Raw genomic sequence first — 14,695 nt, 5'->3', positions numbered from 1 at the left:
TCAGCGGAAATCGATCTAGCGCGGATCACTCCTAGCCTTGAAGCGTGCCGCCTCTTCCGACCCGCGGGTGGCGTCTCCCGCGCTGTAGGAATGCGCGCCAGCGCCGGCGAGCTTGCCGCCATCGACGATCAGATATTCCTCACGGATCGGCCGGCCTTCGAACCAGCATTCGAGAATTTCGCGGGTACCCGCGGCGTAGCGCGCCTGGGCGGAGAGCGACGATCCTGAAATGTGCGGCGTCATGCCGTGATGTGGCATCGATCGCCACGGATGATCCTTGGGAGCCGGCTGCGGGAACCAGACGTCGCCGGCATAGCCAGCGAGTTGGCCACTCTCCAGCGCGCGGGCGATGGCGTCACGATTGCAGATCTTGCCGCGCGCCGTGTTCACCAGATAGGCGCCGCGTTTCATCCTAGCGATCATCGTCTCGTCGAAGAGGTTCTCCGTCTCCGGATGCAGAGGTGCATTGATCGTGACCACGTCGCAGACGCCGACCATGGATGCGGAATCCTGGTGGAAGGTGACGCCGAGTTCTTTCTCGACCGCCTCAGGCAGTCGGTGGCGATCGGTGTAGTGCAACTTGACGTCGAACGGCTTCAGCCGGCGCAATACTGCGCTGCCAATCCGGCCGGCGCCAATGGTTCCGATCTGCATTCCCTCGATATCGTAGGAGCGTGCGACGCAGTCGGCGATATTCCAGCCGCCTTTCACGACCCACTGGTAGGACGGGATGTAGTTGCGCACGAGCCCCAGGATCATCATGACCACATGCTCGGACACGCTGATCGAATTGCAGTAGGTCACCTCGGCGACCGTGATGCCACGGTCCATGGCGGCTTGAAGATCGACATGATCGGATCCGATGCCGGCGGTGATCGCAAGCTTCAGTCTGCTTGCCTTGGCTATTCGTTCTTCGGTCAGATATGCCGGCCAGAACGGCTGCGAGATCACGATTTCGGCGTCAACGAGTTCGCGTTCAAAAATGCTGTGGGGACCGTCTTTGTCCGAGGTTACTACCAGGCTATGGTCCGCGCCTTCGAGAAATTTCCTCAGGCCGAGTTCGCCCGACACGCTACCGAGCAAGACCCCTGGTTCAAAGTTGATGGTCTTCGGCGTGGGAAGTGTCTGGCCGCCGGGATAGCGGTCGAGCTTCGGCAAGCCGTCCCGCGCATATTTTGTCGGATAGCCGTCGACCGGATCGTCATAGAGGACGCAAACGACCTTTGCCATTGTGTATCTCCCTTCGTCTGACAACGAAGAGGAAAACGCTCTGTTGTTAACGCTGCCGGCCAACGATGGTCGGCACGGCGATGCTCTATTGAATTGCTGGTGGGGAGCAGACTCATCTGCCGGCGCTTCCTCATTCGGAAAGTTGTGCGCTATTGCGTATTACATGGAAGACCCGGGCATGGTTTCAAGTGCTGCGGGCGGCACTGGTGCAGCGTTCGAGTTCCTTTATTTCAGACCGCGCGCACGGTTTGCTGACAACAAATGCTTGATGCGGACACTTCAGAATTGCCGAGGTTCGGCACCGTGCATCATGATCACTGACAGGCTCCGACTTCGCAGACTTCTGTATCCCCCCAAAGATTGCAAACAACCTGTTAGCCAGCGCTTATCAAGCAGAGGAATCTCGCATCGTTTGCCGCTCAGACGGTATTGCCAAGCCAGTTCGCAACGCTCACCAGCCAGCGCTACAAGGCTAGCCTTTCCACAATGCGGGCCGTTTGTTGCCTTTCTACAGAAAATACGAAAACGCCGCTCGACCGGAAGGGAGCGGCGTTTACCAAGTGTGGTGTCCTACCCTAGACGAAACCCCGATTTGGCCGGGGCCGTCGGACTTGAACCGACGTTTCCAGCTTGTTCGCTATCAGTTTATAGGTGGTGTTTTCCTGTCGTCCTTGCAAGCGCCATCGGCGCAGCTTTGCAGGGTGTGCAAGGATAGTCGGAGTCGATATAATTCCATCCGAATTCCGTAATTGAACGACGCTGCTTTCCGGCTTCCGTGACGCGCACACTCGCTGGTTCTGCCGTCAGCAACGTCATCAATCGACCGGTCGCGTTCGACGCGGCTCGGAACGGCGATGATGCAACGACATCCTGACTCGCCGTAGCGGCAGACGCTGGCCCTGTCGCCTAACTGCTCCGCCACTGTTTTCAGTGGAGCCGTAAGCCCGCGCCGAAAAATACTAGAAGCCCGCTCCTGCGGGGTTTTTCGTTGGGGGAAGCGTTGCGGCGACATCGACGGGTGATCCGCAGGAGAGGGAGCAGCGCCAGAGATCAGCGATGCGGCTTGGTCGGCACAAGGCGACGGCAGGCCAACCTCACCAAGCCACTCGTCGTAGTGATGGTTTAGGGCCAACAACAACTCGTTTGGCTCGGCCGTCGTGCGCCGAACGCTCACTCGACCGCGCCTGGAGGAAAATAACGAATGACGAATGATGATCGCACCAGATAATCCCAGGAGAACGCCGGAATCAGCGGCCTTGTCAGCAAACGTCAACACAGCGGCGGGGCAACCAGCAAGGGAGTCCGCTATGAAAGTCAAAGACGCAATGCACAAGGGTGTCGACTGGGTCAGCCCCGAAACCCCTGTCGCCGAACTAGCGAAGATGATGCGAGCCCAGGATATTGGCTCGATTCCTATCGGAGAGACGACCGGTTGATCGGAATGGTGACCGACCGCGACATCGTCTGCAAAGCACTGGCGGAGGATGGTTTAGACAGCCGTAGCGCGACGGCGCGCGATGTCATGACCGCCGGCATTCACCGCTGCCGCGAAGACGAAGATCTGGCCAAGGCCATGCAGCACATAGAGGAAACTAAAAATCCGCAGGTTACCGGTGATCAACGAGAATATGCGGATGGTCGGCATCCTCGGCGTGGGCGACCTCGGTCAGTCGGCGCCGATGGAACTGGTGTCCGAATACATCAAGAGCGTTTCCGCCCATCACCACTGAAAGGGTGGCTCGCCCGGCGGATAGTCGATACCCGTCGGGCTTCGGCTCCGACGATTGCGGAACCAACCGCAACTGTCGGCTGCATCCTTGAAATGCCGCGTGTGCAGGACGAACTTATACTGCACCCGTACGCAGCTCTGGCGGAGAAGGAGCAGCGGCAAATATCGGAGCGCACTCGGTCCGCCCTCGCATCTGTCGTTGTGGCGCTCCCATGCAGAACCTGGCCCATAGTGCATCCTTTGATTCGGACGACAATGATGAACCATCAAAGCCTGGGATCAAACATCTAGCCGAAGAGGCTCTTTAATCAGTGATCCCACAATATCTCCTGGAGCATTTCCTCGACCGAGTGCGGCGAAATGCCAAGTCCTTCAAATCCGGGCATCTGCGGCGATGACACATTGTCAACCTGCATCAGTTCCACCTGATTACGAGTGACGGGCGGACTCGCAAGCATTTCCGCGGCCCATGCGAACGCGTGCCAAGCGGCAAATGGCACTGGGACCAGTATGGGTCTAAGGCCGGCTTGGTGTGCAACGGCTTTGAGAAATTCCTCGTAAGAGTAGATGCGAGGACCGCCGCACTCATACGTGATCGCATGCGTTTCCGTTCCCTGCAGCGCTCTTGCGGTCGCCTCTGCCACATCGCCCACATAGGCCGGCTGCAATCTCGTCAGGCCGCGACCGAACATCGGATAGATTGGAAGCCGGCGGAGAAGTTTGAGGATAATGGTGAGAAGCGCGTCATCCGGTCCGAACATCACCGCCGGGCGGATGATAGTGGCGTCAGCAAACGCGGCACGCACCACCAGTTCGCCTTCGCCACGCTTGCGGATGTAGGGCGACGGCGAGGCAGCATCGGAGCCGATTCCTGAAACGTGAGCGAGCCGTTCGACGCCAGCTCGGTGTGCTTGAGCTGCAACCTGCCGGGCCGACTCGACATGCACGGAGTGAAAGGTCTCCTGTCCCCGTTCGACATAGAGACTGACCGCATTTACAACACCGAAAGCACCGGCAAGTGCATCGGCGATCGCCCGCTCATCGTGGATATCGGCTTTGACCGATTGAAATTGCGGATCATCAGAACCAAACAACTTCTTGGCCCGTTCCGGATGTCTTGATGCAATCCGAACAAAAAACTCGCCATCGCGGAGATGCCGAACAACGCGGCGGCCGAGAAACCCGGTTCCACCGAACACGATGACGACGCGATGGTTCATAGCAGCCATGGCTTAGACTTTGTCAGCTTGTGTCGGCGGTCTCGACCCGGCGGTTCAGGTCATGTGGGCGGCACGCCTACCGACCACTATCTGAGCTGCCTCGTACAGATTGGGGTCGATCTCGTCCGTCAACTGATCGAAAATGACCCCACTCCTTGCGGAATTCCGGCGATTGATGAGCCGATCGCAGCAGATCGCGATTCTGCCATTGTGCGTCGTTGACGGTGCGCCGCCCGTTGAGGCTGCTAGGCTGATTGAAGTCAGGCTGGCGCGCCATAAAAGCAGCAGGAGGATCTGGCCACCAATTGAAAGTGGATGTTGGTCGCCTGCGCGATGAACAGGGCAGCCAACGTCATGTAGATGCGGCCCAGCCTTTCGCCGTCAACGGACAGTCGTCGTTTGCAAACGATTCAGCACCTGCTAAAATTGCCAAAGCCTCAGCGACGATCTGTGACGTCGGCTGAGCATCAAAAGTCAACTCGAGAGGTGAAAAATGTCCAAGAGACAGCTTTGCCTTGCGCTGATCACAGCGCTGGCTCTGGCGGCAGCTCCGCAGGCTGCTGCCGCACAAGACAAGATCAAGATCGGCTTTCTGCCTGGCGTCGTCGATCTTTCTATCAGGTGATGCAGACTGGCGTTGAGGCTGCGGCGAAGGACCTCGGCGTCGAGGTCGTGACGCAGATCCCGCAGACGTGGGGCGTCGAGGCCCAGACGCCGATTTTGGACGCCATGGTGGCGCGCGGCGACCTCGACTACATCGTGACCGCGCCGACCGATAAGGACCAGATGATCGGTCCACTCAAGGCGGCGGTCGACGCCGGTATCAAGGTCATCACCGTTGATACGTTCCTCGGCGACGGCGACTACGTGAACGGCCCCGTGACCTTCCCGATCAGCTATATCGGCTCTGACAACGTCGAAGGCGGACGCATTTCAGCCCGGGGCCTCGCCAAGGCAATCGGCGGAAAGGGTATTGTCTACATCAACTCCACGAACCCGAACGTCAGCTCGGTCGAGGGTCGCGAGCAGGGCTTCAAGGAGGTGATGGAGAAGGAATTTCCGGACATCAAGGTCCTCGGGCCGGACTACAATCTCGATGACCAGAACAAGGCGACGCAACAGACCGCGGCGGTCCTCGAACGCGAACCCGACCTCGCCGGGGTGTTCGGCACCAACGTGTTCAGCGCTCAAGGCGCCGGAACGGCCGTCGTCAACGCCGGATTGGGCGGCCACGTTCAAGTTGTCGCCTATGACGCGACGCAATTGGCAATCGAGCTGATGAACAACGGCGTCGTCTCGCTGGTGTTGGCACAGAAACCGTTCGACATGGTTACATGGCTGTGCAGTTCGCCGCGGCCGATGCTGCCGGCGTCACGAGCCTGCCGCGTCGTGTCGAGACCGGGTTCGCCATCGTCGACAAGGATAACGTCAAAGACCCGGCGATTGCCCGCTTCATCTATCAGGTTCCGGCCAAATAGCGGGCGACTGGCCTGCCGGGAGCGGCGCTCCCGGGATTAGCTCGCGTCCGCTCATGAGGACAAGGTTTCGTGGCCCGCGTGGAAATGAAGGTGGTGGCGGAGATGGCCCCCGCAGCGCAAACCCTAACGCCGCCGAAGCGATTCGTGCTGGCGCTGAGCCGGTCCTGGGCCTGGGCTTTCCTCGCCCTGATGATCGTCTTCTTCGTCGTGACAGTACCGATCGTCAGCTTTGGCGCCGTCAATTTCCTCACCGTGCGCAACTCGCAGAACATCCTCGTCGCCATCACACCGATACTGTTGCTCGGCCTCGGCCAGACCTTCGTCATCATCGCCGCCGGCATCGACCTCTCCGTCGGCTGGGTCATGAGTCTCGCCTCGGTGCTGTCGGCGCTGGCGATCCGCGCTGTCTTCAATGCCGGACTGCCGCTTTTTCCCTCGGTCGTCGTCGGATTCCTCGCTGCGGTGGCTGGCGCCGGTGTCGTCGGTTTCGTCAATGGCGTCATCATCGCCAAGCTGAAAGTACCGGCCTTCATCGTGACGCTGGGGAGCTCGTTCATCGTGCGTGGCGTCGCGTTGTTGATGTCCGAGAACACGACGGTGATCGGCCTGCCTCCAGGAATTCGCGCCTATGGCAATGACGCTCTCGTCTATTTCATACGCGGCGAGGCCGGCGGCCTCCATTTCCTCGCAGCGCCGGAGGTAAGCGGCGAGCTGCTCCGTCGCATGGACCGCATCCTTCCTTATCCCGTGGTGCTCACCGCCATCATTGTCGCGATCGCGATCTTCGTTTTGCGAAAGACGCAGTTCGGCCGGCACACCTACGCCATCGGCGGCAATGTCGAGGCAGCCATCCGCACCGGCATCCCGGTCGACCGCCATATCATCTCGCTCTACATCCTCTCCTCCGCAACGGCCGGTATCGCCGGTTTCCTGTCGACACTCCGCTTCACTGCCGGCTCGGCGGTGATCGGCGATGCGTTGCTTCTCTCCTCGATCGCCGCCGTCATCATTGGCGGCGTCAGCCTATTCGGCGGCGCCGGAAGCGTGATGGGCACCGTCATCGGCGCTTTGATCATCGCAGTGCTAACTACCGGTCTTGTCATGCTGAACGTCGAGGCGTTCTGGCAATTCATCGTCGTTGGCGTTGTCGTGATCGTCGCCGTGCTGATCGACCAGTCGCGAGACCTGATTATCGGCCGGGCGACACGAGGGCCGCCGACGTGACGGAGCCTGTCCTTTCGATCAGGAAGCTGACTAAGCGCTTCGGCGGCCTTGTGGCCGTCAACGACGTAAGCTGGGATGTCTACCCTGGCGAGGTCGTTGGTCTGCTCGGCGACAACGGCGCCGGCAAGTCGACCCTTATCAAGTGCGTCTCAGGCGTTTATCAGCCCGACGAAGGCGAGATCTACTTCGAGGGCCGGCTCAGCCGTTTTGCCCGCCCGATGGATGCGCGCCGGCAGGGCATCGAGACGATCTATCAGGACTTGGCGCTCACCAACAATCTCGATGTCAGCGCCAATATCTTCCTTGGGCGCGAAGCGAAGAAGCGCTACCTCGCCGGCCTCATCCGGACGCTCGACGAGCAGATGATGCTTCGGGAGTCCCGGGCGGCGCTGGAGTCGCTCGCGATCCAATTCCCGAGCCTCACGCAGCCGATCGAGAGCCTATCCGGCGGACAACGTCAGGCCGTCGCAATCGCTCGCGCCGTCTATTGGGACGCCCGGTTGATGATCATGGACGAGCCGACCAACAATCTGGGCGTTCCCGAGCAGCACAAAGTCCTGGAGCTCATCAGGAAGCTGCGGGACCAGGGGGTCCCCGTCATCCTGATCACGCACACACTGCCCGATGTTTTCGCGGTCTCAGACCGCCTCATGGTGATGCGCAGGGGGCACAAAGTGACGGAGAAGCGGACGGCGGAGACGCATACTCAGGAGCTTGTGCAATACATGGTGGGCGCCCTGGACGATACGCGCGTACAATAGATGGCGGCGCTCGGTGTACTGGAAGAGATGACACCGAAGAGTGACACGAACACAACGCGCCCCAGCGGGAGGAGCGCTCAAGCACGGCCATCAGTGCGAACGATACGTCTTCGGCGCGGACAGGAAGCGGTTCGTTGCGAACAACGGTGCACTCCTGGCCACTGCCGCCACCGCGGGGACCGACAATCTCGTACTGACCCGACCGGGGCGCATTTGTCACACCGTGGAGCCCGCATCCACTTCAACTGAAGCAGCCAAGATGTTAAAATGGCAGTTAGCGCACCTCGGTGCACCTACGGGAGATGTGGGTTGTGATGACCCACGAGTTGCCCCGCAGTATTGATGCTTTGGCGGTCCAAGTGGCCCCCTGCGCCGTTCGCACCCCTTTCAAACGTTGCCGTCTGCGACGGAGCGCTCGCGCGCTTCGTAAGCGGTCAAAACGCGTGCGAGCGGTTCTGGCACCGGCCGCCCGACAGGCCGGAGCGGAAACGGGAGGAATAAGATGGTCAGAAGATTTCTTTTCTCCGTGGTCTTGGCGCTGTCGTCGCTGATGGCGACGCACGCGTGGGCCGACATAACAGTGCTCGTTCCCTCGGGAAGCGAGGGCGACGGCCTGAGAGCCGCTGCCGCCGACTATGCGAAGCTGAAGGGCACCAAAGTCGAGATCGTCCAGGCTCCCTACAGCAACGTCTTCGAACAGGCGGCCAATGCCGGCCAGACAAAATCGGGCGCCTTCGATATCGTTCTGATGGACGATCCGTGGATTCCGTTCTTCGCGGAAAACGGGCATCTTGAAGATCTGACGCCCTATTTCAAGAAGGCCGGGCTCGAAGGACCGGACAGCGACTTCCTGTCGAAATCCCTGGCAGTCTGCCGCAATCCTTACAACAAGGGGCCCTACGTGTGCCTGCCCTATGTGGGAAACGCGCAGATGTTCTTCTATGACGCCACCAAGTTCAAGGAAGCAGGCGTTGAGGCACCGAAGACGTGGGACGACGTGCTGAAGGCAGCCAAGGCGCTCTCCGAAAAAGGCGGCGGCCGCTATTTCGGCTATGTTTTCCGGGGCGGCCAGGGCAACCCCGTCGTCGCCGACTTCATGCCGATCTTCTGGTCCTATGGCGCGGACATGTTCAACGCTGACCGGACAAAAGTGACGATCGACACGCCCGAAGGTGCGGCCGCGATGAAGACCTTCATGGCCCTGCGCGACGTCTCGCCGAAGGGCGTCGAGAGTTACAACGCCAACGAGGTCGGGCAGGCCCTGGCAGCGGGCACCGCAGCCTCGTCGATCAACTGGCCGAACTGGGTCGCGACCTTCGAAGATCCCAGCCAGTCGAAGATGGTCGGCAAGATCTCTTACTCGCCGATCCCGGCGGGCACCAAACCGGGCAGCTCGGAAATCGGCCACTGGACGATGGGCATCATGGCCGCTGCGAAGAACAAGCAGGAGGGCTTCGACTTCATGCTGTGGGCGACCTCACCGGAACAGATGAAAATCTCGGCCCAGCGCGGCAACCCGCCGGTGCGCAAGTCGATCTTCGCTGATCCCAGCCTGACCGGCCAGGAAAAATTCCGGCATTATCCAGTGCTCATGCAAGCGATCGAAGCCTCGACGCCGCGTCCGCGTCATCCGAAATGGCCCGAGATCGAGAACGCGTTCGGGATCGAGCTTTCCAAAGCCGTAGCTGGCACCGAAACGTCGGAGGAGGCGCTGAAGAGATCCCAGGCTGCGGTCGAAGAGATAACCGGCATCAAGTAGTTGGCCGCATATGGTGGTATCCGGTGATGCTGCTCCATTTTGCCGGATCAGCTCTCGGGGCAAGCACGAGCGAGTACGCGCCGGTTTGGATCTCGGGTTCGCCATGCTATGATTGACTGATATGACGGATAGAACTTCCGATGACCGTCTCTATCGGTGCGAAGTTCGGAAATTCGTTCGAGCGGTGGTTTGAGCGCCACCTGCGGGTATTGATGCTTGCGCCAGCTATGCTCGTGCTCCTGGCGCTCACGATATTTCCGTCGATCTACATGATCATTGCGGCGGCAACGCGGATCAGCCCGAATCCGGACCTGCCCTGGCAATTTGCCGGCGCTGACAATTTTCTGCGGCTTCTCACCGACGAGCAGTTTCACGTCGGCTTGTGGAACACGCTGGTGTTCACCGTCTTCGCTGTCGGCACCGAGTTCCTGTTTGGCCTCGGCCTCGCCTTGCTGCTCGACCGATACATCCGGCGCTTGAATTTCCTGAAAACGATCCTGATGCTGCCGATGATGCTGCCGCCGGTTGCGGTCGCGATCACCTGGAAGCTCATCTACGAGCCGCAATTCGGCGTGCTCAACGAGATCATGTTCCGGCTCGGCCTGCCCCTCCAAGCTTGGGCCGGCGACGTCCGACTGGCTATGTTGTCCGTGATCGTCGCCGACGTTTGGCAATGGACGCCGTTCATGTTCCTGCTGATGCTTGCCGGGCTCGCCAGCCTGCCGGACGAGCCCTACGAGGCGGCGGCGATTGACGGCGCCTCCGCCTGGCGGCAGTTCTGGGATCTGACGCTGCCGTTCCTGAAGCCGGTCATCGCCATCGCGCTGCTGTTACGCATCATGGACGCGCTGCGGCTCTTTGACCTCGTCTTCATCTTGACCGGCGGCGGCCCTGCCGACCGGACAAAGACGCTCAGTCTCTATATTTACCAAGTGGCGTACCGCTTCGCCGACCCCAGCTATGCGGCCGCCATCTCGCTTTTCGTGCTGTTCACGACCGTCGCGTTCAGCACCTGGTTCATCAAGCGCATGCGGCTTGCCGACTAGAGGACCTATGGCGCACCGCCGAAAGCGTATCGGAATCCAGCGCATCGCCGCCTATGTGGTGATCGCCGTAGCGCTCGTGGTCACCCTCTTCCCAGTCTACTGGATCGCGGCCAACTCGTTCAAATACGACATCGACATCTTCTCGATACCGCCGCAATGGGTCCCCGCCAATCCGACGTCGAAGCATTACCACGCCGCCTTCGTCGAGCGGCCTTTCCTAATCTATGCATTGAACAGCCTGATCATCGCGGTCTCGACGACGCTTGTCTCGGTCGTCTTTGGCTCCCTGGCCGGCTATGCGCTCGCCCGTTTCCAGTATCCGGGCAGATGGCGCTACCAGATCTCGTTCTGGATCCTGTCGACGCGCATGATGCCACCCATCGTGACGATCATCCCGCTCTACATCGCCTTCAACCATCTCGGCATGCTGAACACGAAGCCTGCGGTGATCATCGCCTATACGGCGTTCAACCTGCCTTTCTCTACCTGGATGATGAAGAGCTACTTCCAGGACCTGCCGGTCGAGCTCGAGGAGGCGGCGATGGTCGACGGCGACACGCGATGGGGCGCATTCCTGCATGTCGCTTTGCCGCTCGCCCGTCCTGGGCTGGCGGCCACAGCCATCTTTTGCCTGATCATTTCGTGGAACGAATTTCTGCTCGCCCTTATCCTGACCCTGACCGAACGATCGCAGACACTACCGATCGGCATTGCCGGGCGCGTCACGCAGTACAACACCTATTGGGGCGAAATCAGCGCCGCCGGCTTCACCGCCTGCATCCCGATCATGATCTTCGCCTTCGTCGTCCAGAAACACCTGGTTCGCGGCATCTCGTTCGGCGCGGTCAAGGGGTGAGCCATGGCCTCGGTCGTGTTCCAGAACGTGGTCAAGAAGTTCGGCACCTTCACCGCGGTCAGCGACCTCAATCTTGAGGTGCGCGACAAGGAGTTTCTCGTCCTACTCGGGCCTTCGGGCTGCGGCAAGACCACGACCATGCGCATGGTAGCCGGCCTCGAGGAGGTTACGGCTGGAGAGATCTTCATCGGCAGCGACCGGGTCAACGACGTGCTGCCGAAATATCGCGACGTCGCGATGGTCTTCCAGTCCTACGCGCTCTACCCCCACCTCAGCGTCGCCGATAACATCGGCTACCCCTTGAAGATCCGCAAGGTGGCGCAGGACAAGATGCGCCAGATGGTCATGGAGGTGGCACGCCGCGTCGAGCTCGACGGCCTGCTCGACCGGCTGCCGAAGCAACTCTCCGGCGGGCAGCGCCAGCGCGTCGCGCTGGCCCGCGCCATCATCCGCACACCAAAGGTCTTCTTGATGGACGAACCGCTGTCCAATCTCGACGCCAAGCTGCGGGTCCAGATGCGGGCCGAACTCAAGCACCTCCAGCACGAGCTACAGGTGACGACGATCTACGTCACCCACGACCAGATCGAGGCGATGACCCTCGCTCACCGGGTGGCGGTGATGAACAAGGGCGTGATCGAGCAGCTCGGCACGCCGAAGAAAATCTACAACGACCCGCGCACCCTTTTCGTCGCGGGCTTCATCGGTTCGCCGCCGATGAACCTGATCGACGGTGAGGTCAAGGACGGGGTCTTCACGAGCCTCGGCGGCGTCAGGCTCGACGGCCTCGGGGGCGCGAACGTTGCGAGCGCTGTACTGGGCGTCCGCCCGGAGGACATCCACGTCCTTCCTGCCGGAAGCGAAAAGACCAATATCGTGGCCCCGATCTATTCGGTCGAACTGACCGGCGAAAGCACGCTGGTCACCCTGCGCGCCGGAGCGGCCTTGCTCACTGTTCGCGCCGACAAGAATTTTGTGGGCGACTTTGATCAGATGGTGGAGGTCGGCTTTGCGCCCGGACGGGTGTTCCTGTTTGACCGCCAGAGCCAGGACCGTGTTGACTTCTAGGATGCTCCTCGCCGTCGCGGCACTTCTGTGGAGCGGAGGCGCCGCGGCAGGCGAGGATGTCATTGCGGACAATCCGCTTGTCGAAATTCCGGGGGGGCCGTTCGTCTTCGGCAACGACACGGGCGATGAAAACGAGCGGCCGCGACATGTCGTCGAAGGCCAGGCCTTCGCCATGAACCAGACCGAGATCACCAACGCGCAATACCGCCGCTTCGTCGCGGCGACGGGACATCGCGCCGCTTTCTACGACCGGCATCCGGCCCTCGGTCTGCCTGACCACCCGGTCGTCGGCGTCAGCTTTACCGATGCAGAGGCGTTCTGCGCCCATTATGGCCTGAAGTTGCCGTCCGAGCAGGAATACGAACGCGCCGCGCGCGGGCCGCAGGGAGCACACTTTCCCTGGGGTGATGCGCCGGTCGACGCGACACGCGCCAATTTTGGACGCGGCGCCTGCTGCGACGAGGACGCCAGCGACGGTCATGACATGACGGCACCCGCCCGGTCGTTTCCACTAGGGGCGGGCAGGGAGGGCCTGCTCAACCTCGTCGGCAACGTGTGGGAATGGACCCGCGACTTCTATGCACCCTACGGCGGCGAAGCGCTGCCCGAAATCGCCGGAAAATATCGGGTGCTTCGTGGTGGCGCGTGGAACAGCGACCCCACCCGCCTGAGCACGACCCGCCGGCTTGCCTATGACCCTGATTTTCGCTTCGCCGCCAACGGAGGCTTTCGATGCGTACGCTCACCGGATTGATTGCCCTTTTGCTTATGGCGATCGCAACGCAAGGGTCGGCGGAGCCGAAGGCAGCGTCGGGATACGAAGTCGAAATCGTGCGAAGACCGGGAGCGATCTTTGCCGGACTTGCTCGCGACGGCGATGCGCTTCTGGTGACCGACCTAGCCGACGGCCGCCTCTACAGGCGCACCCCGAACGGCCGTTTCACCGCTTTCGGTCCGGTCCTGCCGCATGGCACCGACGTCATGGGCGAACCGACCGGGCCCTATCGGGTCGAGCGCCATGGCAGCGGCTATCTCGTCGCCCAGGGCTGGACGCCGGCGGACCATGACGAGGACTCCAACGACCACGCGATGCTCGAGGTCGACCAGGGCGCCGTCACGCGGGTCGTCAGCAACGACTTCTGGAACCCGTACGACTTCGCGTTGTCAGGCGACACGCTCTATGTCGTCGACGCCGCGCGGAACTCCGTCGAACGCCTTCTGGCCGACGGGAGCGGCCGCACGCAGCTCTTTGCCTTTGCTCGGCTGAGCACCAGCGGCCAGGCCCTAACCGCCCTCTCGCCGACCGAGTTCGGCGACGGTCAGAAATACGAGTTCGACGCGGTTCCGACCGGCCTTGCCGTGCACGGCAGCCGGCTTTACGTCTCCCTGTTCGGCGGATTTCCCTTCGTCGCCGGCAGCGGCCGTATCGTCTCGCTGAAGCAGGCCGGCCAAACAGGCAGCGTCCGCATCGAGGCCATCGGCATGAATGCTCCGGTCGATGTCGCCTTCGATGCAGAGGGCGAGATGCTGGTCCTCGAACATGGCACTTTCGATCAGTCGGATGGCTGGGCTTCTGGCAGCGGCAGGCTTCTCGGGTTAGACCTTGTCTCAGGAAAGAGGCAGGTGCTTCTCGATGGACTGACCCGGCCGGTCGACGTGCTCCCCTTCGACAAAGGCGCTATCGTCGTCTCGCAACTGGACGGGAAGCTCGTCTTTCTCAAACAGGCAGGGCCTGCCCAGCCGCACCCCTAAATATCTGTTATCGATGGCGTCGCCGGCGCTAGGGGAATGCGCACCGGCGCCGGCGCGCTTGCCGCCATCGACTATCAGATATTCCTCGCGGATCGGCCGGCCTTCCTTTGCCGTTCGCCATAGGCCTGAGCAACACCAAGACAGGTCGCTTCACGCGCAACAACGGAGGAGATATCGGAGATTTTCTTGGTGTGGGGAAAGGCGGTAGCGCTCTCCCGACTCGAACCGCGACCGTTTCTTAGGTCGCGCCTACCGTTTTGCACGCCCTCCCCTGCCCGGCCGTGGCGGAAGGTTGAACCAGTTGGGCGACTGCTAGGTTCCAGACTGGAGGTAAGGTCGGCTCGCTGAAAGCACGGCAGGTGGCATGCGGCACATGCGCGACAACGGCGGCGGAGGGTTTGAGAGGGCCGGAGCCCCGACAGCTTTCGGCAGTTCGAACGATATAGTCGAACGGCCGAAATCGGGGCGCAAAGCTGATGGGGTGGACGCCCCCCGACGGCATCGCTGTGCCAGAATGGAGTGTTGCAACCATTCGAAGGGAGGCGTCCGTGCCTGAGGTTACCACGATCGGT

At 61.2% G+C, this 14,695-nt stretch carries 13 protein-coding genes and 2 pseudogenes; 12 read left to right on the top strand and 3 right to left on the bottom strand.

Annotated elements, in window-relative coordinates; translation table 11 throughout:
* Positions 1–15: 15 nt before the first annotated feature.
* Positions 16–1,230 (bottom strand): NAD-dependent formate dehydrogenase, encoded by a 1,215-nt coding sequence (locus tag NKH89_RS21520; RefSeq protein ID WP_352516209.1) that lies wholly within the window; start codon positions 1,228–1,230, stop codon positions 16–18.
* 1,307 nt (positions 1,231–2,537) lie between these two features.
* Between NKH89_RS21520 and NKH89_RS21515 the strand changes: the two are divergent.
* Positions 2,538–2,960 (top strand): annotated as a pseudogene (locus tag NKH89_RS21515) (CBS domain-containing protein).
* Positions 2,961–3,267: 307 nt separating this feature from the next.
* On the opposite strand, the gene NKH89_RS21510 reads toward NKH89_RS21515, so the two are convergent.
* Positions 3,268–4,188: a complex I NDUFA9 subunit family protein gene (locus NKH89_RS21510; protein ID WP_352516208.1), complete on the bottom strand. Its 921-nt coding sequence runs from the start codon at positions 4,186–4,188 to the stop codon at positions 3,268–3,270.
* Positions 4,189–4,484: 296 nt separating this feature from the next.
* On the opposite strand from NKH89_RS21510, the gene NKH89_RS21505 reads away from it, so the two are divergent.
* From NKH89_RS21505 to NKH89_RS21455, 11 genes are all read left to right on the top strand, one after another.
* Positions 4,485–4,643, top strand: coding sequence for a hypothetical protein (locus tag NKH89_RS21505; RefSeq protein WP_352516207.1), 159 nt, complete (start codon positions 4,485–4,487; stop codon positions 4,641–4,643).
* 29 nt (positions 4,644–4,672) lie between these two features.
* Positions 4,673–4,804, top strand: coding sequence for a hypothetical protein (locus NKH89_RS21500; RefSeq protein WP_352516206.1), 132 nt, complete (start codon positions 4,673–4,675; stop codon positions 4,802–4,804).
* Complete coding sequence (locus tag NKH89_RS21495; protein WP_352909858.1) at positions 4,804–5,697, top strand: ABC transporter substrate-binding protein; 894 nt, start codon at positions 4,804–4,806, stop codon at positions 5,695–5,697. Before NKH89_RS21500 ends, NKH89_RS21495 begins: the two co-directional genes overlap by 1 nt.
* 29 nt (positions 5,698–5,726) lie before the next feature.
* The gene (locus NKH89_RS21490; RefSeq protein ID WP_352496623.1) at positions 5,727–6,881 is read left to right on the top strand and encodes an ABC transporter permease; all 1,155 of its coding nucleotides are present in this window, start codon (positions 5,727–5,729) and stop codon (positions 6,879–6,881) included.
* Positions 6,878–7,642 (top strand): ATP-binding cassette domain-containing protein, encoded by a 765-nt coding sequence (locus tag NKH89_RS21485; protein ID WP_352496622.1) that lies wholly within the window; start codon positions 6,878–6,880, stop codon positions 7,640–7,642. The genes NKH89_RS21490 and NKH89_RS21485 overlap by 4 nt, the downstream gene beginning before the upstream one ends.
* Positions 7,643–8,144: 502 nt before the next feature.
* On the top strand, positions 8,145–9,401 hold the full coding sequence (locus NKH89_RS21480; RefSeq protein ID WP_352496621.1) for an ABC transporter substrate-binding protein: 1,257 nt from the start codon (positions 8,145–8,147) through the stop codon (positions 9,399–9,401).
* A 140-nt stretch (positions 9,402–9,541) separates the two neighbouring features.
* Complete coding sequence (locus tag NKH89_RS21475) at positions 9,542–10,447, top strand: carbohydrate ABC transporter permease (protein ID WP_352496620.1); 906 nt, start codon at positions 9,542–9,544, stop codon at positions 10,445–10,447.
* 7 nt (positions 10,448–10,454) lie between these two features.
* On the top strand, positions 10,455–11,303 hold the full coding sequence (locus NKH89_RS21470; protein WP_352496619.1) for a carbohydrate ABC transporter permease: 849 nt from the start codon (positions 10,455–10,457) through the stop codon (positions 11,301–11,303).
* A gap of 3 nt (positions 11,304–11,306) precedes the next feature.
* Entirely contained in the window at positions 11,307–12,371 is a 1,065-nt protein-coding gene (locus NKH89_RS21465; protein WP_352909853.1) for an ABC transporter ATP-binding protein, read from the top strand.
* Complete coding sequence (locus tag NKH89_RS21460) at positions 12,337–13,125, top strand: formylglycine-generating enzyme family protein (RefSeq protein WP_352496617.1); 789 nt, start codon at positions 12,337–12,339, stop codon at positions 13,123–13,125. The genes NKH89_RS21465 and NKH89_RS21460 overlap by 35 nt, the downstream gene beginning before the upstream one ends.
* Positions 13,104–14,123, top strand: a complete 1,020-nt coding sequence (locus NKH89_RS21455; RefSeq protein WP_352909850.1) for a ScyD/ScyE family protein — start codon at positions 13,104–13,106, stop codon at positions 14,121–14,123. Before NKH89_RS21460 ends, NKH89_RS21455 begins: the two co-directional genes overlap by 22 nt.
* A 15-nt stretch (positions 14,124–14,138) precedes the next feature.
* Here NKH89_RS21455 and NKH89_RS35840 read toward each other — a convergent pair.
* Positions 14,139–14,225: pseudogene (locus NKH89_RS35840) on the bottom strand (formate dehydrogenase); the annotation flags it as partial.
* Positions 14,226–14,695: the final 470 nt, after the last annotated feature.

The organism is Mesorhizobium sp. M0923 (genome assembly GCF_040319365.1).
Classification (GTDB): Bacteria; Pseudomonadota; Alphaproteobacteria; order Rhizobiales; family Rhizobiaceae; genus Mesorhizobium.
This window is presented reverse-complemented; position numbering and strand designations above follow the sequence as displayed.

Bases quoted from the DNA above. Each gene is read 5' to 3' on its own strand.
- NKH89_RS21520 (WP_352516209.1), bottom strand. From the start codon at position 1,230: ATGGCAAAGGTCGTTTGCGTCCTCTATGACGATCCGGTCGACGGCTAT.
- NKH89_RS21510 (WP_352516208.1), bottom strand. From the start codon at position 4,188: ATGGCTGCTATGAACCATCGCGTCGTCATCGTGTTCGGTGGAACCGGG.
- NKH89_RS21500 (WP_352516206.1), top strand. From the start codon at position 4,673: ATGTCCAAGAGACAGCTTTGCCTTGCGCTGATCACAGCGCTGGCTCTG.
- NKH89_RS21495 (WP_352909858.1), top strand. From the start codon at position 4,804: ATGCAGACTGGCGTTGAGGCTGCGGCGAAGGACCTCGGCGTCGAGGTC.
- NKH89_RS21480 (WP_352496621.1), top strand. From the start codon at position 8,145: ATGGTCAGAAGATTTCTTTTCTCCGTGGTCTTGGCGCTGTCGTCGCTG.
- NKH89_RS21475 (WP_352496620.1), top strand. From the start codon at position 9,542: ATGACCGTCTCTATCGGTGCGAAGTTCGGAAATTCGTTCGAGCGGTGG.
- NKH89_RS21470 (WP_352496619.1), top strand. From the start codon at position 10,455: ATGGCGCACCGCCGAAAGCGTATCGGAATCCAGCGCATCGCCGCCTAT.
- NKH89_RS21465 (WP_352909853.1), top strand. From the start codon at position 11,307: ATGGCCTCGGTCGTGTTCCAGAACGTGGTCAAGAAGTTCGGCACCTTC.
- NKH89_RS21455 (WP_352909850.1), top strand. From the start codon at position 13,104: ATGCGTACGCTCACCGGATTGATTGCCCTTTTGCTTATGGCGATCGCA.